Source organism: Burkholderia sp. B21-005 (assembly GCF_020843965.1).
GTDB classification, from domain to species: domain Bacteria; phylum Pseudomonadota; class Gammaproteobacteria; order Burkholderiales; family Burkholderiaceae; genus Burkholderia; species Burkholderia ambifaria.
The window spans coordinates 2895099-2913933 of the sequence record NZ_CP086302.1; the positions used below are offsets into that span (position 1 = coordinate 2895099).

At 67.2% G+C, this 18835-nt stretch carries 16 protein-coding genes; 6 read left to right on the forward strand and 10 right to left on the reverse strand.

Annotated features, from left to right (window positions below; translation table 11 throughout):
• Positions 1 to 25 precede the first annotated feature (25 nt).
• The gene (gene prpB / locus LMA02_RS29485; RefSeq protein WP_228908590.1) at positions 26 to 919 is read right to left on the reverse strand and encodes a methylisocitrate lyase; all 894 of its coding nucleotides are present in this window, start codon (positions 917 to 919) and stop codon (positions 26 to 28) included.
• A gap of 170 nt (positions 920 to 1089) precedes the next feature.
• On the opposite strand from prpB, the gene prpR reads away from it, so the two are divergent.
• The gene (prpR, locus tag LMA02_RS29490; protein ID WP_228908591.1) at positions 1090 to 3072 is read left to right on the forward strand and encodes a propionate catabolism operon regulatory protein PrpR; all 1983 of its coding nucleotides are present in this window, start codon (positions 1090 to 1092) and stop codon (positions 3070 to 3072) included.
• Positions 3073 to 3141: 69 nt separating this feature from the next.
• Here prpR and LMA02_RS29495 read toward each other — a convergent pair whose 3' ends face one another.
• Positions 3142 to 3798, reverse strand: a complete 657-nt coding sequence (locus tag LMA02_RS29495; RefSeq protein WP_228908592.1) for a CGNR zinc finger domain-containing protein — start codon at positions 3796 to 3798, stop codon at positions 3142 to 3144.
• 99 nt (positions 3799 to 3897) lie between these two features.
• On the opposite strand from LMA02_RS29495, the gene LMA02_RS29500 reads away from it, so the two are divergent.
• Positions 3898 to 4281, forward strand: a complete 384-nt coding sequence (locus tag LMA02_RS29500) for a VOC family protein (RefSeq protein WP_166725800.1) — start codon at positions 3898 to 3900, stop codon at positions 4279 to 4281.
• A gap of 192 nt (positions 4282 to 4473) precedes the next feature.
• Here the strand turns inward: LMA02_RS29500 and LMA02_RS29505 are convergent, their stop codons facing one another.
• A complete protein-coding gene (locus LMA02_RS29505; RefSeq protein WP_228908593.1) occupies positions 4474 to 5322 on the reverse strand; it encodes an ureidoglycolate lyase in 849 nt (282 codons plus the stop codon).
• Positions 5323 to 5978: 656 nt separating this feature from the next.
• Here LMA02_RS29505 and LMA02_RS29510 point away from each other — a divergent pair.
• Complete coding sequence (locus LMA02_RS29510) at positions 5979 to 6803, forward strand: IclR family transcriptional regulator (RefSeq protein WP_228908594.1); 825 nt, start codon at positions 5979 to 5981, stop codon at positions 6801 to 6803.
• 88 nt (positions 6804 to 6891) lie between these two features.
• A complete protein-coding gene (locus tag LMA02_RS29515; RefSeq protein WP_006754155.1) occupies positions 6892 to 7443 on the forward strand; it encodes a hypothetical protein in 552 nt (183 codons plus the stop codon).
• A gap of 634 nt (positions 7444 to 8077) precedes the next feature.
• On the opposite strand, the gene LMA02_RS29520 is transcribed toward LMA02_RS29515, so the two are convergent.
• From LMA02_RS29520 to LMA02_RS29540, 5 genes are all read right to left on the reverse strand, one after another.
• Entirely contained in the window at positions 8078 to 10435 is a 2358-nt protein-coding gene (locus LMA02_RS29520; protein WP_228908595.1) for a GNAT family N-acetyltransferase, read from the reverse strand.
• Positions 10436 to 11006: 571 nt separating this feature from the next.
• Positions 11007 to 11303, reverse strand: a complete 297-nt coding sequence (locus tag LMA02_RS29525) for an H-NS family nucleoid-associated regulatory protein (RefSeq protein WP_166725803.1) — start codon at positions 11301 to 11303, stop codon at positions 11007 to 11009.
• Positions 11304 to 11406: 103 nt separating this feature from the next.
• Positions 11407 to 11691 (reverse strand): hypothetical protein, encoded by a 285-nt coding sequence (locus tag LMA02_RS29530; RefSeq protein ID WP_012367057.1) that lies wholly within the window; start codon positions 11689 to 11691, stop codon positions 11407 to 11409.
• A 61-nt stretch (positions 11692 to 11752) separates the two neighbouring features.
• A complete protein-coding gene (locus LMA02_RS29535; RefSeq protein WP_228908596.1) occupies positions 11753 to 12280 on the reverse strand; it encodes a BON domain-containing protein in 528 nt (175 codons plus the stop codon).
• Positions 12281 to 12301: 21 nt separating this feature from the next.
• Positions 12302 to 13834 carry a sigma-54 interaction domain-containing protein gene (locus tag LMA02_RS29540; protein ID WP_228908597.1) on the reverse strand — a complete coding sequence of 511 codons (1533 nt, stop codon included), beginning with the start codon at positions 13832 to 13834 and terminating at the stop codon, positions 12302 to 12304.
• Positions 13835 to 14152: 318 nt separating this feature from the next.
• Here LMA02_RS29540 and LMA02_RS29545 point away from each other — a divergent pair, with 318 nt between their 5' ends.
• Positions 14153 to 15556, forward strand: a complete 1404-nt coding sequence (locus LMA02_RS29545; protein ID WP_175677677.1) for a GntP family permease — start codon at positions 14153 to 14155, stop codon at positions 15554 to 15556.
• 252 nt (positions 15557 to 15808) lie between these two features.
• Positions 15809 to 16060 (forward strand): DUF4148 domain-containing protein, encoded by a 252-nt coding sequence (locus LMA02_RS29550; protein ID WP_228908598.1) that lies wholly within the window; start codon positions 15809 to 15811, stop codon positions 16058 to 16060.
• A gap of 48 nt (positions 16061 to 16108) precedes the next feature.
• On the opposite strand, the gene LMA02_RS29555 is transcribed toward LMA02_RS29550, so the two are convergent.
• Together LMA02_RS29555 and LMA02_RS29560 are read right to left on the reverse strand one after the other, a co-directional pair.
• Positions 16109 to 17704: a thioredoxin family protein gene (locus LMA02_RS29555; protein WP_228908599.1), complete on the reverse strand. Its 1596-nt coding sequence runs from the start codon at positions 17702 to 17704 to the stop codon at positions 16109 to 16111.
• 351 nt (positions 17705 to 18055) lie between these two features.
• On the reverse strand, positions 18056 to 18556 hold the full coding sequence (locus tag LMA02_RS29560; protein WP_228908600.1) for a GNAT family N-acetyltransferase: 501 nt from the start codon (positions 18554 to 18556) through the stop codon (positions 18056 to 18058).
• Positions 18557 to 18835 lie beyond the last annotated feature (279 nt).

Here is an 18835-nt window from a genome sequence, read left to right on the forward strand (position 1 = left end):
ACCGTGTCCCGGTGCGCGGGCCGCGTTACTTCTTGCCCTGCGCGAACAGTTCGTCGAGCTTCTGCTCGTATTCGTGATAGCCGAGGAAGTCGTACAGCTCCGCGCGGGTCTGCATGGTCGGCACGGCGGCCTTCTGCGTGCCGTCGCGGCGCAGCGTCTCGTAGAAGTTCAGCGCGGCCTTGTTCATCGCGCGATACGCGCCGCAGCAGTACAGCGCGATGTCGACGTTCGCCTCGCGCAGTTCGTCGAGCGTGAACAGCGGCGTCGAGCCGAATTCGGTCAGGTTCGCGAGGATCGGCACCTTCACGGCTGCCTTGAAGCGACGGTAATCGTCGAGCGTCTTCATCGCTTCCGGGAAGATCATGTCGGCGCCGGCTTCCACGTAGGCAATCGCGCGCTCGATCGCGGCGTCGATCCCTTCGGCGGCGGCCGCGTCGGTGCGGGCCATGATCACGAACTGGTCGTCGGTGCGTGCATCGACCGCGGCCTTCACGCGATCGACCATTTCCTCGATCGGCACGACTTCCTTGCCCGGACGATGGCCGCAGCGCTTCTGGCCCACCTGGTCTTCGAGGTGAACCGCAGCGACACCGGCCTTGATGAACGAGCGGACCGTGCGCGCGATGTTGAACGCGCCGCCCCAGCCCGTATCGATGTCGACGAGCAACGGCAGGTCGGTCGCATTGGTGATCCGGTTCGCGTCGATCAGCACGTCTTCCATCGTGCTGATGCCGAGATCGGGAATCCCGAGCGAATTCGCGGCGACGCCGCCGCCCGACAGGTAGACGGCCTTGAAGCCGACCGCCTGCGCCATCTTGGCTGCGTACGCGGTGATCGCGCCGACCACTTGCAGCGGCTGCTCGGCCGCGACTGCCGCGCGGAATTTCGCGCCGGCGCTCTGAAGATGCGTGTTGCTCATGAACGGCCTCCTGAAGGAATGACCATTAACAGCAAGGACCGGGCCAGCTCGCGAAATACCGCTAACCCACTGATTCTTAAGCAACCGGCACGAGCGCTGAATCGTCCGGTGATTTCAGTTTGGCAATTTCAGGTTTCAAAAATGAAATCGCGCGCGCATAATCGGTCGCCATGGACCTCTCTTCGACCAAGCCCGTCGGCCCGGCCGACCGCACGGTGCGCCCGCGCATCTGGGCGATGGGCATCAGCCGCCTGCGCGACCTGTTTCGCGAGATCGCCGGCGAATTCGACGAACGCGCCGACGTGCGCATCGTCACGCGGGCCTACGAAGACGCGCTGAGCGCGATCGCGGAAGCCGGCACCGCGCGGCCCGACGTGATCGTCGCGGCCGGCTCGAACGGCGGCTTCCTGAAAACGCGCGCGCAGGTGCCGGTCGTGGTCGTGTCGCCGACCGGCTTCGACGTGATGCAGGCGCTCGCGCGCGCACGGCGCGACGCATCGCGGATCGCACTCGTCAGCGCCGGCGAGACGCCGCCGGAGGTGCGCCGCTTCGTCGCCGCCTACGGCCTCGACGTGCAGTTTGCGTCATATCAGTCCGCGCAGGAAGCGGAAGCCTGCGTGCACGACCTGCACGATCGCGGCATCGAGACGATCGTCGGCCCCGGCCTCGTCACCGATCTCGCGGCAAGTGCCGGCATGGGTGCGGTGTTCCTGTATTCGCACGCGTCGGTGCGCAAGGCGGTCGAAACGGCGCTCGAAGTCGCATACGCGACCCACGCCGAGGCGTTTCGCCGTCAGCGCCTCGACAACCTGTTGCAGCACCTGCGCGACGGCGTGGTCGCGCTCGACGCGCGCGGTCGCGTCGAGGCGATCAACGAGCGGCTCGCGTCGGCGCTCGGGGTCGAACCCGCGGCGGCCGTCGGCCGCGCGCTCGTCGACCTGCGGCCCGAGCTGCGCACGCTGCGCGGCGAGGACGGCGACGCACTCGCGACGGTACGCGGCGTGCGCTACGTCGTGCATCGCGGGCCGCTCGTCGATCGCGGCGTCACGTCGGGCAGCGTGCTGACCTTCCAGGAATCGCGCGCGGTCGAACGACTCGACCGCGCGCTGCGTTCGCAGCCGAACACGCAGCAGTTCGCGGCGCGCTACGCGCTCGACGACGTGGTCGGCGCGTCCGCGCCGATGGCGCGCGTGCGCGACCTCGTGCGCCGCTACGCGAAATCCGACGCCACCGTGCTCGTGCTCGGCGAGAGCGGCACCGGCAAGGAGATGATCGCGCAGAGCCTGCACGCGCTGTCCGTGCGGCGCAGCTATCCGTTCGTCGCGATCAACTGCGGCGCGTTTCCGGAAGCGCTGCTCGAGAGCGAGCTGTTCGGTTACGAGGAAGGCGCGTTCACCGGCGCGCGACGCGGCGGCAAGACCGGGCTGTTCGAGGCCGCACACCGCGGCACGCTGTTTCTCGACGAGATCGGCGAGATGCCACCGTCGCTGCAAAGCCGGCTGCTGCGCGTGCTGCAGGAGCGCGAGGTGATCCGCCTCGGTTCGACCGAGCCGATCCGCATCGACGTGCGCGTGATCGCGGCGACGCACCGGCCGCTGCTCGCGGCCGTCGAAGCCGGCACGTTCCGCGCGGACCTGTATTACCGGCTCAACATCCTGAACATCGGCCTGCCGCCGCTGCGCGAGCGCGCGGCCGACATTCCGGCGCTCGCGGCCACGCTGCTCGTGCAGGCCGCGCGGCGCGAGCCGCGGCTGGCCGAACGCGTGCGCGAGGTCGGCGATGCGATGCGCGTGCTTGGCGCGACGCAGACGACGCTCGCCCGCTACCGCTGGCCCGGCAACGTGCGGGAGCTGCAGAACGTGGTCGAGCGGATCGCGGTGGAACTGGCCGAGGAAGTCGACGAGCAGGACCCGGGCGCCCCGTGCGCCGCGCTCGTGCCCGAGGCGCTGCAGGCGATCGCGCCGGAGTTGTTCGCAACACCGCCCGACGCGGCCGATCCCGACGACGCGCAGACGCTGCAAGCACGCCGCCGCCGCGCGGAAGCCGACGAGATCCGCGCGGTGCTCGACGCGTGCGGCGGCGACCGCGATCGCGCGTGCGCGATGCTCGGCATCAGCAAGACGACGCTGTGGCGCAAGCTGTCGGCGAAATAGGTTCGGGCGCGATGCGCGGGATGCGCGGATTGCGCGTCGCAGGCAGGACGCGCTGGACGCGCGCCGCCGTCAATCGGTCTTGTGATAGTGGCGGTATGCCTTCGCGCGATTGCCGCACGACGACATCGAGCACCAGCGGCGGCTGCCGTTCTTGCTGTCGTCGATGAACAGCCACTGGCATGCGTCGTTCGCACAACGCTTGACCTTCCCGAGCCGCGCGCTGCCCAGCAGGTCGGTCGCCGACCACAACACCGGGCTCAACAACCCCGCGAGCGTCGCGCCCGCGCCGGCGCCCCCCCCGATCCGCCACGCATAGCCGCCGTCGATCCGCGCGAGCGCGACGCGCGGCGCCGCTTCCGTCAGAAAACCGCCCAGCAGCGCGAGATCGTCGGCGTGCGGCTCGCGCCGCTCCGCTTGCGCGTGAAAGAGCCGGTACAGCGCCTCGCGCAACGCGAGCGCGCGCGCCAGCATCGCCGGCTCGTCATCCTGTTTCTTCTCTTGTGCGCGACATGCGTCGGCCAGCTCGGCCGGCACGCCCGCCTGCTCGCGGCACCACGCGAACAGGTCGTCCAGCGTGCCGAAGGTTTCGGTCGGCGCGTCGGCGCCGCGCCAGTACAGCGTGTTCGCGAAATCGATGCTCAACGTGTCGGACGGCGCCGGAATCAGGCAGTCCGTCGTGACGGAAGGTTGCGTCTTGTCCATCCCGCGATCGTATCTAACCACCATGCCGGTTGACAAGCGCGAGGGCGCTTTCTAACATAACCGGCATGGTGGTTAAAACAGCTTTGCCGCACTGACGTCCCCCTTCAGTTCAAGGAGCCAAAGATGATCGATCACCTTTCGTTTGGCGTTGCCCACATCGACCGCAGCCGCGCGTTCTACGACAGCACGCTCGGCGCGCTCGGCTACAAGCGGCTGTATAGCGACGATGGATCCCTCGGCTATGGCACCACCGAACCGGTGTTGTGGTTGCAGCACGCGGCGCGCCCCGTCGTCGCCGATCCCGAGTCGGGGTTGCATGTGTCGTTCCGCGCAGCGTCGCCGGTGGAAGTCGATGCGTTCTACCGAGCCGCGCTGCAGCACGGCGGGCACGACAACGGCGGGCCGGGCAAACGCGAACGCTACGGCCCCGGCTATTACGCGGCGTTCGTCGTCGATCCCGACGGGTATCGGCTCGAAGCCCATTGCGAGCTCGACAACGTCGTCTGATCCGCTTCGTACGGACGCGGATGAACGACAAGGGCCCGATTCCGCATCGCGCGGAATCGGGCCCTTGTCTTTGCTGCATCAGTGTTCGGATCGCGACGGTCAGCGCCGGCGATCATGCGAGGCGATTGGACGGCGCGGCGGATGGCGGCGCGTAGCGGCCGGTTGCACCCGCCATTCGACCCGCGCAAGCGCTTACTGCGCGTTGCGCGTGCTCTGCAGCTGCTCGCCGAGCCCGTCGATCCCGAGGCGCACCGTCTGGCCGGCCTTCAGGAATACCGGTGACGGCTTGATCCCCATCCCGACGCCCGGCGGCGTACCGGTCGTGATCACGTCGCCCGGTTGCAGCGTCATGCAGGTCGACAGGTAGACGACCAGTTGCGCGACGGTGAACACCATCGTGCGCGTGTTGCCGTTCTGATAGCGGTGGCCGTCGATCTCGAGCCACAGGTCGAGGCGCTGCGGATCGGGCACCTCGTCGCGCGTGACGAGCCACGGGCCGATCGGGCCGAACGTGTCGAAGCCCTTGCCCTTGTCCCACTGGCCGCCACGCTCGATCTGCCACTCGCGCTCGGACACGTCGTTGACGACGCAGTAGCCGGCGACGTAATCGAGCGCGCGCGCTTCGTCGACGTCCTTGCACGTCGCGCCGATCACGACACCGAGCTCGACTTCCCAGTCCGTCTTCACGGAACCCTTCGGAATGTCGATGCCGTCGTTCGGACCGCAGATCGAACTCGTCCACTTGCCGAATACCACCGGTTCCTTCGGCACCGGCATGCCGGCTTCGGCTGCGTGATCGGCATAGTTCAGACCAATGCCGATGAATTTGCCGACGCGCCCGACGCACGCGCCGATGCGCGGCTCGCCGGAGACGAGCGGCAGCGTGGCCGGGTCGATCGCGCGCAGGCGCGCGAGACCGGCGTCGGACAGCGCGTCGCCGGCAAGATCCGGCACGTGCGCGGACAGGTCGCGAATCCGGCCATTTGCGTCGAGAATGCCGGGCTTTTCCTGGCCGGACGGGCCATAGCGAAGCAGTTTCATCGTGCTCAACCTCTGTTGTCGAATGGGACAGGATACCGGCCGACGCAGCCGCTTGCGGCCACGCGCCGGACTGAATGTCGATCGTCGATGACGCGCGTCGGCGCCGTATCCGGCACGCCATTCGACACGCGAGGCTCGCGCGGGCGCAGCGATCGCGGCGTCACACCGAAGTGCGACGCGCATCGAACGGGCGGCCGCCGGTCTGCGCATCGGCGACGACGGCCCGGTATCCGCGCCATGTGCCGGCCTGTGCCGGCCGGCTTCACGCGCGGCCGCGCCGTCGCTGGCCCGCCGCTCTTTGTACCATCGGCGGCCCGCCGTGAAATGGCGCGCGACGGATACCGACTATTGGTGCGCCTGCGGGTGGTGCATCGCAGCATCCGGGACGCCTGTGCAACGACACGGTGTCGAATGGCGCCTTGCGTTGCCATCGGACCACGAATACACAATATTTGTTGCGACCCTGTCATCGGAAACTGCAGTTGATCCGTTCTTGTTCGGTAACGATCGGCAAAAACACGCTGCATTGCACACTGAAAGTTTGTTGTTAAGCTCGCGCGGACGGCGGTCAGAACCGCATGCGGCTTCCCGAATCCGCGTGCAAAGCCGGCCAGCGTGCGTCGCCCACCGATTGGCAACTCCCGGACTTCCTACTCATGATGCAAACGACCAATGATCCGCTCCCCGGCAGCGACGCACGGGAGTCGATGGGTGCAGCCGACCGCTATCGCGCACCCGCGCTCGACAAGGGTCTCGACATTCTCGAACTGCTGTCGGAACAAAAGGAAGGGCTTACTCGCACCGAAATCACGAAGGAGCTCGGACGCAACGCGAGCGAGATCTACCGGATGCTCGAACGTCTCGTTGCGCGCCGCTATGTGATGCGCTCGAGCGGCGGCGACCGCTACACGCTCAGCCTGAAACTGTTCGCGCTCGCGCACCGGCATCCGCCAATGAACCGGCTGATCGCCGAAGCCTTGCCGCTGATGCAGCGCTTCGCCGACGCCGCCGAGCAGTCGTGCCATCTGACCGTCTACGATCGCGGCAACCTGCTCGTGATCGCGCAGGTCGACGGGCCTGGCCCGTGGGGCGTGTCGGTGCGGCTCGGCTCGCGCGTCGGACTCGCCGACACGGCGTCGGGGCGGGTGATGCTGTCGTTCCAGGGTTCCGAGCAGCGTGCGCACATGCTGGCCGAGCACCGCAAGGTCAAGGGTGAAACGCCGATCAACGAGCAGGAACTCGCGTATGCGTGCCAGTCGATCCGGCAGGCCGGCTACGTGCGCCAGGACAGCCGCCAGGCATACGGCGTCACCGACCTGAGCGCGCCGATCCTCGGGCCCTCCGGCCATGCGATCGCGGTACTGACCTGCCCGTACATGCGCCGGATCGACGCGCACATGGCGCCGTCCGTCGAGGTAGTCGTCGCAGGGCTGCGCGATACGGCCGGTCAGTTGTCGATGTGCCGCGTGGAAACTTGCTGAATGTGCGAGCGCCGCGCGCCCGGCGCTACGCTAGAATAGCGGCCCTCTCAAAAACTACGGCGGCCGGCTGTCACGGCCGTCGTGTCCGATGGATGTCATGGCCAAACTTCTGAACGATCAAGAATTCCAGCGTTTCTCCGAACTTCAGCAGAAGCAGGCGAGCTTCACGATCACCCCCGAGGAAGCGGACGAGCTGCGCGACATCGTCGCGCGCGCTCAGAAGAAGCGTGACGATCGTGCCGCAGCGATGCTGGCGATCGAGAACTACATCGAGCAGTTCGGCATCACGCCCGACGAACTCTTCTCGCCCGAGCAGATCGGCGACGCCGCGCGCACCTACGGCCTCATCACGGCCACCAAGAAGGAACGCACGCTGCCGCCGTCGATCACGTTCAACGGCAAGCCGTACCAATGGACCAAGACGCTTCCGGACGACGTGCGCGGCGCGCTGTTCGACGCGTTTACGTCCGGCGAATCGGTCAAGCGCTTCATCGCGATGCCGAAGGACACCGCGCGTTGCGCGCTGACCATCGCCCGCCTCGAGCGCGAAACCGGTGGCGTTTATGCGGACGCGCACCTCGAGGAACTCGCGATTTCGCGTGACCAGGTGAACGACGCGGCGTCGAAACTCGCCGCGTAAACGCTGTCGCGGGCACGGTTCATGCGTGCCCACACCGGCGCGGACGTCGGCAAAGGCTGGCGCCGCGCCTGGCGGAACACTGCGTCCGCAGGCTCCCGAAAAGCCTCACCGAAGCGCCCCGTAAGCGCTCACCCAAGCATCCCGTAAAAGCTCACCCAACGCTCCCGAAGAGGCTCACCGCCCCCTCCCGAACGTCCTCACCGACGCCTCCCGCAGACGCTCACTGTCCGTTCCCGGGAAGGCTCACCGAATGCTCCCGTATCGGCTCACCCAGCCGCTCCCGGAAAAGCTCACTCGCGGCTCCCGAAAAATCTCACCTTCGTGCTGTTTCCGATGCTGCGGGTGCGAATGCGGGTGTCAGCACGCCGCGCTACGCCACCCGAATCGGCGAAATGCGAAGGCCATCGACGCACGCAACTCGCCCGCCCCGGATGCGATGACTCGACGCGAGCGCCTTTCCCCGCTGGTCACGGAGCGTCGCATCGCTTCGCAGATTCGATCGAACGCGCCGAATGGTCTGCATTGCGAACCATGAAGAATCCGCGCAACCGCGGCCGTGCGTCACGCCACATCATGCGTTCCGCGTCGACAGCGCGCGATACGGCCACAGGTCCACGCGCCCTCGCCCATGCGACTACGATTGCAGCTTCATCCTGAACCCAACCACGCCGGGTTCCTCCGTCGTCGACACCGCGAAACCGCATGACTTCGCCAGCGAAATCATCGCGGTGTTCTCGCGCAGCGCCTCGCCGATCATCCATGCGGTGCCGCGCGATCGCGCGTAGTCGATGATGCGGGTCATCATCAGCCGCCCGAGCCCCTTGCCCTTCTGATCGGGCCGCACGGCAATCGCAAACTCTGCCGTCTCGTTGTCGGGATCGGCGACCGCGCGCGCCACCGCGAGCGTGTGCGACCGGCCCGACACGTCGGTAAACGACACGATGAAGGCCATCTCGCGGTCGTAGTCGATCTGCGTCATGCGCGCGACTTGCGAATGATCGAAGCTGCGCACCGCACCGAAGAACCGCATTCGCAGATCGTCCGGCGTCATCGCGCCGAGCAACTCGTTGTGCGCCTCCTCGTCTTCCGGACGAATCGGACGGATCGTCACGGTCTCGCCGCGCCATTCGAGCGTCTGCTCGAGATGACGCGGATACGGCATGATCGCGAGCCGGCTGCGCCCCGCCGCCAGCGTGAGGCGCGGCGCGATGACGTATACACGGTCGGACAACACGCGCAGCGTGATCGACATCGCGACGACTTCGCGCACGTCGCAAACGACCTGCGACAGCGCCGTCAACGCATCGAGCGTGGGCTCGACGGGCGCACGGCGCGCGTAGGGCGAGCGCTCCATGACCGCACGGGCGAGCACCGTATTCAGCGGCGGCAGCCCGTACACGATGAACGGCGCAGATACGCCGTCCGCCGGCGGCACGGCATAGCGGAACACCGGACCGAAGTTCGAATCGTCGTACATGTCCACCGTGACATCGACGACTCGGGCGGCCGCCGACGCGTCGGCCGGCTCACCGTGCATCCCGAAGTGAGCGAGCCAGCGCAACGCTGCATCGCCGGCCAGTTCATGCTCGCCGGCCTCGACCATCCGGCGGGCCTCGGCCTGTGCGGACGCGACGCACTCGACCGGCTGCAGCGGCGTGCCCTCCGGCGTCTGCATCAGCAACTGCCGCCCGAGGTTGTAGTCGACCAGCCGCGCATATGCGCGCGCAAGCCGCTGCGGCGTGGTGTACACCGGGATCCCGTTCGCGTGCAGGGCGTCGCGCGTCGCCGCGTCAACTGCACCGAAGAAGCACGCGAGGATGCCGCGGTATGCGTATTGCCGCGATTCGATCAGCGTGCGCGCGACCGCATCGGCCGGCGCGCTGTGGGACGTCGAATGCACGACGAATAGCGTGCCCGTTTGCGGAAACGGCGCGAGCGCCTTGACGGCAGCGCCGAAATGCTCGGGACGCGCATCGTCGCCGAGCGTCAGCGGATTGCCGGGCCCGGCGAGATGCGGCAGCGCGGCCGCTACCGCCGACGTTGCCGCCGCCGGCCAGTCGGCCAGCACGTCGCGTACCTCCGCGACCGCATCGCCCGCAAGCTTCGCGACGCCCGCGTCGCTCGTCACGAGCGTCGCCGCGCCACGCGCGGTGACGCGACCGACGCCGAGCGTCTCGATCTCGTCGAGCAGATCGTCGAGGGCATCGACGCGCACCATCCCCGCACGCTGGAACGCCGCCGTGTAAAGCGCATCGCCGGGATCGGCGCGCCCGGTGCGCAGCGCGAGCACCGGCTTGTTGCGCGCCGCCGCGCGCGCTGCCGACATGAACTTGCGCGCGGCGCATACGGTGTCGAGCTCGAGCAGGATCGCGCGCGTGCCGGGATCGCTGGCGAGGTAGTCGAGAACATCGCCCGCATCGACGTCGGACTCGCTGCCCAGCGCGACGACGTGCGAAAAGCCGAGGCCTCGCGCATCGGCCCAGCCCAGTACCGCGTTCGTCAGCGCGTTCGATTGTGACACCCAGGCGACGCCGCCCGATCGCGCCGTATAGGCCGGCGCGCCGAAATGCGCATGCCGCGCGGGCGACAGCACGCCGAGACTGCCGGGCCCGACGATACGGAGCACGAACGGCTTCGCGGCCTTGAGCGTGCGATCGAGTGCCGCGCGATCGGCGTCGGTGCGCGCTTCGCCGACGATCACCGCGACGCGCGTGCCGAGCTCGCCGAGCTTGCGCACGATGCCGGCCCACGTGGCAGGCGGCGTGCAGATCACGGCGACCGATGGCGGCGCGGGAAGGCGATCGACATCGGCCACGACCGCATGCCCGTTCAGTTCACGGTACTTCGGATTGACGGGCCACACGGGCCCGTCGAACGCACCGTCGAGCACGCGCGCCCACACCATCGCACCGATACTGCCGGCGCGCGACGATGCACCGACGACGGCAACGGACCTGGGCTGGAACAATGCATCGAGATGGCGGACGGTCACATCGGCTCCCTACGGTAACGAAAGACGATCCGACCGGCACACGGACCAGATAGCCACGTGCCGGCCGACGCGAACTCCAAGCATAGGCGAACCCGATGCGGCTGCCTATATGCCGAACGGCCGACTGTGCGACGCGCATCAATGACCGCAACATGAGCCGGTAACCGACGCCTTCGCACGATGCAACGGGCGAAGGCGACACGATGCGGTCATCCGGTCGCCACTTCAAAGGTGAGGATTTACAGGAGCCATGGTGAGCAAGTTCGGGAATAGCACGGCGCAGTGTGTAAATACGCGAGAGGTGACGGCAATCGGCCGTACGTCAGCACCGCCAAGATCGAGCATGCCAATGCGCGCACGCCGCGTCATTGCGGGGTTGTTTACCGGAATTTGCGATGATATCCGGGCGATTCGCAGCGAATTCGCAAAAAGGTATCCATTAATCGCGCAGCATTGCCGTTCAATTCGCGGCCCCGAATCGCATTGCGGCTGCCCAAAAACAAAACGGTGCGACGGCCGCATGGCCGTTCGCACCGTCAGTCAGCGCACGAAAGGTGAGGATTTTCGGGAGTCAGTCCTTGATCAGGAAACGCGCCCGGTTCTTGCCGAGCCACGCCGGCGCACGCCCGCGGCCGCTCCACGTTTCGCCCGTCTTCGGGTTCAGGTACTTCGGCGGCAACGGACGCTTCGGCTTCGCGGCAGCGGCGGTGCCCATCGGAAGAAAACCGAGCTCCTCGGCCGTAATGTCGAATTCCTCGATTTTCGCCCGAATGGCGGCAATCGCATCGGTAATCGCCTTTTCGCGTTCCTTGTCGATCTTTTGCTGAAGTCTTTCGAGCTGCGCGGTCAGTTGCCTGTAGGTCGCCATATGGATGGGACTCCGTGAGTGTTATTCATGAAAAATAGCCGACTCCAAGCGAATAGAAAAGCGCTTCACCCGATCATGGTCTCCTCAGCCGGTCATGACGGGATCAATAACCGCTTTTCTTCTTGCATGCGAAGAGAAGATTTCGCACGGCGTCATCGGTCGATCGCTGGATGACATCGAATTCCCCATTGCAGAGGGCTCGGGCGTTGTCCGTGCAATTGCTCCAGTCACCGCCGGTGCACTGCACCTGCGTAGTGGGGCGTCCGTCCGAAGTGAACAGTGGCGCCCCGCCGCCGCACCCGCCGAGCCCCGCAACCAGGGCCAACAATCCGGCCCGACACCAATGCGTTCGAGGCCACCGACAGACCGCCGCAAGCATGTGTTTCATTGTTGTTTCCGTCAACCTATTTTTGAATGTCGCGAGTATGCCATGCACTGTCGCCCCGCGTTCAGTCGGGTGTCCGGTCGGGGCGTCCGCGCGTCTTGTACGGCACGGCACGGCGCGGATCGTCGGTGATGCGAACGAATACCTGCTCGACGTCGGGAAGCGCGCCGAGTTCACGCGCGAGCGCCTGCCGGTCGAATGCCGGATCGGCACACCCTTCGACGTAAATGAAGCGCCGCTGCACGGTGATCCACAGGCTCGTGCCGTGCAGACGATCGGTGACCGCGAAATGCGCTTTGGCCGCCGCGGCGATCGGCGCGTCATACATATAGGAATTCGGTTTCGCGCAGCGGTGGGCGAGCCAGCAGGTGGTCCCGCGCTCGACCCGGTAGTGCGCGTCGTCCTCCATCTCGGCGCGCGTCATCCACGGGCCGAGCGGCAGCGGGCATTCGGCGAAATCCCGCGACAGCACGACGAACGGATCGTTGTACCAGTTGCGCCGTGCCGCAGGTACATCCGCGTCACTCGATTGCGCGAACGAGGACGTCGTCACCAGTACGGCCAGCCATCCGACGATGCCGATTCGCTTCATCATTGTCTCCTGTCGGGCATTTCACCGGTGCCGTTCCTCATGTCCGCGCGCATCCGCCGCCGCTGGCCACCGGTCGATTCCCAGCGCCGCCAGTTTCTTGTAAAGCGTCGCCCGACCGATGCCGATGCGCGCGGCCGCTTCCACCACCTTGCCGTCGCAGGCGGCCAGCGCATCGATCAGGAACTGGCGCTCCCACGCGGCCAATGCATCGGTATACGAAACGACCGGCGCACCAGGCCCAGCCGATGCGTCGCCGGCGTCCCGGCCGGCCGGCGACGGCGCAACCCGCGCGCCCGCCGGCACGCTGTCGGGCGCCACGCGCATCGGCCCGAGGAACGGTGCGAGCGCACGCGCGTCGATCACCGAGCGATCCGACAGCATCAGCGCACGCTCGAGCGTGTTGCGCAGCTCGCGCACATTGCCCGGCCACGGGTACGCGCACAGCACCCGGAGCGCATCGTCGGTCAGTTCGCAGTGGGCGGCGCGGCCGTGCTGCGCGGCCAGTTCCTCCAGCGTCGCGTAGACGAGCGCCGCGATGTCGGACGCTCGCTCGCGCAGCGGCGGCGCGTGAATCGTCAACACGTTGAGCCGGTAATAGAGATCCGCGCGAAAGCGGCCGGCCTCGACCAACGCGGGCAGGTCGGCCGACGTCGCGGCGATGATCCGCACATCCGCGCGCACGATCCGGTTCGAGCCGAGCGGCTCGAACTCCTTGTCCTGCAACACGCGCAGCAGCTTGCCCTGCAGCGGCAGCGGCATGTCGCCGATCTCGTCGAGAAACAGCGTGCCGCGATCGGCCAGCTCGAACTTGCCGACGCGCCCCTTGCGGTCGGCACCGGTGTACGCACCCGGCGCCGCGCCGAAGAATTCGGTTTCGAGCAGCGTGTCGGGAATCGCCGCGACGTTGACGGTCACGAGCGGCTGGAGCGCGCGCGCCGACGCCGCGTGGATCGCATGCGCGAGCAGTTCCTTGCCGGTGCCCGTCTCGCCGAGCAGCAGCACCGGCGAATCGACCTGCGCCGCGCGCCGCGCCTGCCGCTTGGTTTCGAGGCTCGCGGCGCTCGTGCCGACGAAGCTCGCGAACGTGTATTTCGCTCGGCGCGCCTGCGCGAGCGAACGCTGCGTCGCGATCAGCTGCTGCTGAAGCTGCGCGTAGCGGGAAAAGATCGGCGTGAGCGTCTTCAACTGGTCGAACAGCGCGAAGCCGATCGCGCCGACCGTCTCGCCCGCCTCGTTCTTCAACGGCAGGCGCGTGACGACCAGCGGCTCGCGGCCCGTCTCCATGATGTCGAGCAGGATCGGCTGTCCGGTCGACACGACCTCGCGCATCAGGCTGTTCGGAATCACCGCCTCGCAGTCGAGGCCGACTGCCTGCTGCGGATCGGCGAACCCGAAACGCGCCGCATAACGCTCGTTCATCCACACGACGCGCGCGTCGCGATCGACGACCACCGTGCCCGCACTCGAATCCTCGAACGTACGAAACAGCGACTCGGCAGCGCGCCGCAGCACGTCGCCGTAATTGACGGGCAGGCGGGCCCAGTCGTTCATCATCGTCTCCGCATATGCTTGGCCGGATGTCTCCGGGACGAGACGAAGTATCTCATTTCGGAGACACGCCGGAATGCCTTGTCAGGGAAAGTCCTGGCCGATTCGACGGGTTGTCCGGACGGCCAAATCGTCTCCGGATGGAGACGATTTATGTAGAATCTTCAGACATTGGCCGGCGCGGGCCCGCCGGCCTGCGCCGGACCCATGTCCGGCGGCGCAATCCGGCCGATGGCACGAAACCTGCACGAACCCGTCCCGGTCCGCGGCGCGTCCCGCGATCGAACAACAACCAAAGCCATTCCAAGCAATTAGGAGACTCCCTTGTCTTTCGTGATCGTCCTCGCCGCGCTGGCGTTTCTAATGTTCGCCGCGTATCGCGGCTACAGCGTGATCCTGTTCGCGCCGATCGCCGCGCTCGGCGCGGTCCTGCTGACCGACCCCGCCGCCGTCGCACCGGTCTTCTCCGGCATCTTCATGGAGAAGATGGTCGGCTTCGTCAAACTCTATTTCCCGGTGTTCATGCTCGGTGCCGTGTTCGGCAAGGTGATCGAACTGTCCGGGTTCTCCGAGTCGATCGTCCATGCGGCGATCCGCTACATCGGCCGCTCGCGTGCGAATGCGGTGATCGTCGCGGTGTGCGCGCTGCTCACCTATGGCGGCGTGTCGCTCTTCGTGGTGGTGTTCGCGGTGTATCCGTTCGCGGCCGAACTCTATCGCCAGAGCAACATTCCGAAACGGCTGATGCCTGGCGCGATCGCGCTCGGCGCGTTCTCGTTCACGATGGACTCGCTGCCCGGCACGCCGCAGATCCAGAACATCATCCCGACCACGTTCTTCAAGACGACTGCCTGGGCCGCGCCCGTGCTCGGCACGATCGGCTCGCTGTTCATCGTCGTCGTCGGCCTCACGTACCTGGAATGGCGCCGCCGTTCGGCGATGGCGAAGGGTGAAGGCTACGGCACGTCGCTCGTCAACGAACCGGAACGCGTCGAAGCGAAGTCACTCCCGCATCCGGCGCTGGCGATCCTGCCGCTGATCCTCGTCGGCGTGTCGAACTTCGCGTTCACGAAGCTGATCCCGCAGTGGTACGGCGCCGCGTCGTACACGGTCGCGCCGGACGTGCTGCCCGGCGTGCACGCGCCGGTCACGACGTCGATCAAGACCGTCGTCGCGATCTGGTCGGTCGAGGCCGCGCTGCTGCTCGGCATCGTGCTGGTCATCCTGACCGCGTTCAAGCGCGTGAGCGGCCGCTTCGCGGACGGCTCGAAGGCCGCCGTCGCCGGCGCACTGCTCGCCGCGATGAACACCGCGTCGGAATACGGTTTCGGCGGCGTGATCGCCGCGCTGCCGGGCTTCCTCGTCGTCAGCGATGCGCTGAAGAGCATTCCGAACCCGCTCGTGAACGCGGCCGTATCGGTCAGCTCGCTCGCCGGCATTACCGGTTCGGCGTCGGGCGGCATGAGCATCGCGCTCGCCGCGATGTCGGACCTGTTCATCAAGGGCGCGCAGGCGGCCAACATTCCGCTGGAAGTGCTGCACCGGGTCGTCGCGATGGCCAGCGGCGGCATGGACACGCTGCCGCACAACGGCGCGGTCATCACGCTGCTCGCGGTCACGGGCCTCACGCACCGCCAGTCGTATCGCGACATCTTCGCGGTCACCATCATCAAGACGCTCGCGGTGTTCTTCGTGATCGCCGTGTACTACACGACGGGCCTCGTGTAACGCTGTGCATCGGGCGGCGTTCCGCACGCCGCCCCACCTCGGTCGGCCGCATCGACGCGGCCAACGCTCAGCACCCGCCACGGGCCACCATCCGGCACCGCCCTTCCCACTCCCATTGTTACCAGCAGCAGAACACTGCGTTGGGAGCGATCGCATTTTTCCCACGCGTGCCCGCGCCTACACTGTTTTCAACCGCAGCCGCTTCGTCGAACGAAGGCCGGCCGCCCAGTCGGAAACATGGAGGTCTCGATCATGAAGCGCCTGATTCATGCAGTTGCCATCGCCCTGGCCGTATCTGCCCCGCTCGCCGCGCACGCGCAGTCGAACCCGCCGCTCACGCGTGCGCAGGTCCACGCCGAAGTGAAAGCGCTCAAGCAAGCCGGCTTCCAGTCGAGCGACTGGTTCTATCCGGCCAGCATCGTTTCCGCCGAAGCGAAGCTCGCCCGCGAGCAGAGTGCCGGGTATGGCAGCGATCGCGGCGCGTCGTCGGAGTCGAGCCAGTAATCGCGGCCTCCGCTCCCCCAGCCCGCCCGACCGCACCCTTTCCCGCCGTTACGCCTTCACCGGCTGAATCAATTTCGCGCATGCCGCTGCCTGCGGATCGCCCGCCGGCAGCTTCGCGCATACCCCGTCGAACTGCTTCACGACCGACCTGACCGACGCGTCGTGCGCGCCGCCGCCGCGCCAGCGGTTCAGTTGCGTGACGACCTTGGTCAGCGCGCGCAGGTTCGCCCCATAAAACGCATCCCTGGTCTTCCCGGCCTGCGCGAGCACGCTCGCGGCGATCGCCTCGATCCGCGCCGAATCGTCCGGCGCCAGCGCGACCGCATTCGCGAAGTAGGTCGCACCCCAGCGCAGTTTCGTCGCCGGTCCGCTCGCCGAGTCGTACGCCTTCCGGTACCAGTCGAGCGCCGCGGCCTTGTCGCCGCGCGCCTTCGCATTCGCGGCCAGTCCGGACATGAAGTAGTACGGCGTCGCCGAACGCGCCAACTCGGCCTTCAGCAAGACATCGGATTCGTCGTACAGCCCTGCGTCGGTCAGCGTGTCCGCCGCTTCGCTGACGAGCGCCTGCCGCTCGTACGGATTCGCGGCGCCCTGCACCGATGCCGCGATCTGCTTGCGCGCGGCATCGACCAGCGCCGGCGCGGCGAGCGGCGCGCCGTCGTGCGCGTCGCCACGCGCGAGCAGCACGCGGCCGTGCAGCGCCATCAGGCGGTCGATCGACGACAGTGTCGTGTCGGTCGACAGCCGCGCGAGCGCCGCGTCGTACGCGCCGCGCAGCTTCGCGCGCTGCGCGGCATCGCCGCCAAGGTAGGCGACCACGCGCGCGGGCGCCGCGACGAGCACATCCGAATCGGCCCGCGCCAGCGCCGGCTCGCGCAGCACCGCGCGCAACGCATCGGCGAGCGCGGCCTTGTCGAGCGCGCCAGCCTGCGCGGGATCGTCCGAGGCCGCGACCACCGCCGACTTCAGCGCGAACCGCGCGGCGTCCGCCTTCGCACCGGCTGCCCGCGCACGCTGCGACAGCGTCTGCAGCGTCACCGCGACCCGATCGGGCGGCACCGGCAGCGCGCCGTCGGTGTCCCATGAATAGTCGGCGAGCAGATGCCATTCGTCCGGCGTCAGCGACGCGCCGTTGTTCAGCGCGGTCGCGAGCGTCTGCCGCACCGGGTGCGTGGCCGTCATCCCGAGCGACAGCGCCTGCATGTAGCGATCGAGATCGGCTTCGCCCGGCAGCCGCGTCACTTCGGTGCCGTCCGGGCGGAACAGGATCATCGTCGGATAGCCGTGCACCTTGAAGCGCTCGCCGAGCTTCTGCGCGCTCTCGGTATCACCGTCCAGATACACCGGCACGAAGAACGACGAGCGGGTCTTGAACGCCTGCTGGCTGAAGATCGTCGACTTCACCTGGTTGCACGACGGGCACCACACCGCGCCCCAGTACAGCAGCAGCGGCTTGCCGGTGCGCTTCGCCAGCGCGAACGCGGCATCGACGTCGCCCTGCTGCCACGCGATACCGGGCGGCAGATGCGCGCCGTCGCCCGAAGGACTCAACACGGCAGCGCCCTGCGGCGCGGGGGTGGCGAACGCCGCACCCGCGGCGGCGAACAGGCAGGCGGCAGTCAGGTTCCGGAGAACGGTTTTCATCGAGGCGGGTTCCGTTGAAAGAGACGGTTGCGGGAAGCGGCGTCGCGCGACGGTCGGAGCCGGCATGTCAGCGACGGCCGGCCCATGCGTGCGAAGCGGCAAGGCGAACACACGGCGAAACGAAGAAACAGCGAAGGGCGTCGACGGATGGCGCCGCGCATGCCGGAACCGGCCGTGCGCGTCGTGCAGGCATCGACGCAGAAAGCCGCGACCGGCAAATCGCTCGACGATACGATTCACGCGGCCGGTTGAAAACGAACGAATTCTCGAATGGATATGACGTGCGGCATCGCCGACGTGCGCTCATGCGCCGTGAGCGCAACGACGCATCGCGCTGCATGCAGCCTTCCATTACTGCCGTCCCTTGATCCGCGCCATCTGATACACCGACGCATACGCGCCGTCGCGCAGCGCATAGTCCGGCGCCTCTCCCTCGATCCGGAAACCGTGCTTTTCATACAGCGCGACGGCCGCCGGGTTGTCGACGAATACGGTCAATTCAAGGCGCGTGACGTTCAGCCAGTTTTCGGCGAGTTCGATGGCGGCGGCCAGGAGCCGGCCGCCGATGCCGCGACCATGATGCGACGCATCGACCATCATCCCGAGCGACGCCGCATGACGCCGGCGCGGGTTCTGCTCCGGATGCAGCGCGAGATGGCCGACCACCGCGCCGTCGAGCTCGGCGACGAGGCTCACGCCCTGTTCGTGCAGGCGTTCGAGTCGCTGCTGCCATTTCTCGTGCGACGGAAACGGTTGCTGGAGCGTGTTCATGTACACCGCGGGATGCGCGACGATTTGCCGGATCGCGTCGACGTCGTGCGTCTCGCTGTGCCGGATCGTGATATCGGTCATGACTGGGTAGAGTCGAAAGTATCGGGCCGGGGCACGTTGCCGCGCGAACGCAACAACGCATCGAGCTTATCCGATTTCACACGAATGAAACATGGTCACAGCGCAACGCGATTCCGTTGCACGCACAACCACCACGCATCACACCGGCTTCACGTAATCGGTAATTTATGACCACCCCTGCCACGGAAATCGGTAATTTCCGACCACTCCGGCATCTTCGCGGCGCGTCGCCGATTAGTTGCGCTCGCAACGTCACCGCCACCGGCACCGCACGTCATC

Bases quoted from the DNA above. Each gene is read 5' to 3' on its own strand.
- LMA02_RS29525 (WP_166725803.1), bottom strand. From the start codon at position 11,303: ATGGCGACCTACAGGCAACTGACCGCGCAGCTCGAAAGACTTCAGCAA.
- LMA02_RS29510 (WP_228908594.1), top strand. From the start codon at position 5,979: ATGATGCAAACGACCAATGATCCGCTCCCCGGCAGCGACGCACGGGAG.
- prpR (WP_228908591.1), top strand. From the start codon at position 1,090: ATGGACCTCTCTTCGACCAAGCCCGTCGGCCCGGCCGACCGCACGGTG.
- LMA02_RS29495 (WP_228908592.1), bottom strand. From the start codon at position 3,798: ATGGTGGTTAGATACGATCGCGGGATGGACAAGACGCAACCTTCCGTC.
- LMA02_RS29505 (WP_228908593.1), bottom strand. From the start codon at position 5,322: ATGAAACTGCTTCGCTATGGCCCGTCCGGCCAGGAAAAGCCCGGCATT.
- LMA02_RS29500 (WP_166725800.1), top strand. From the start codon at position 3,898: ATGATCGATCACCTTTCGTTTGGCGTTGCCCACATCGACCGCAGCCGC.
- prpB (WP_228908590.1), bottom strand. From the start codon at position 919: ATGAGCAACACGCATCTTCAGAGCGCCGGCGCGAAATTCCGCGCGGCA.
- LMA02_RS29530 (WP_012367057.1), bottom strand. From the start codon at position 11,691: ATGAAACACATGCTTGCGGCGGTCTGTCGGTGGCCTCGAACGCATTGG.
- LMA02_RS29540 (WP_228908597.1), bottom strand. From the start codon at position 13,834: ATGATGAACGACTGGGCCCGCCTGCCCGTCAATTACGGCGACGTGCTG.
- LMA02_RS29560 (WP_228908600.1), bottom strand. From the start codon at position 18,556: ATGACCGATATCACGATCCGGCACAGCGAGACGCACGACGTCGACGCG.
- LMA02_RS29550 (WP_228908598.1), top strand. From the start codon at position 15,809: ATGAAGCGCCTGATTCATGCAGTTGCCATCGCCCTGGCCGTATCTGCC.
- LMA02_RS29535 (WP_228908596.1), bottom strand. From the start codon at position 12,280: ATGAAGCGAATCGGCATCGTCGGATGGCTGGCCGTACTGGTGACGACG.
- LMA02_RS29515 (WP_006754155.1), top strand. From the start codon at position 6,892: ATGGATGTCATGGCCAAACTTCTGAACGATCAAGAATTCCAGCGTTTC.
- LMA02_RS29555 (WP_228908599.1), bottom strand. From the start codon at position 17,704: ATGAAAACCGTTCTCCGGAACCTGACTGCCGCCTGCCTGTTCGCCGCC.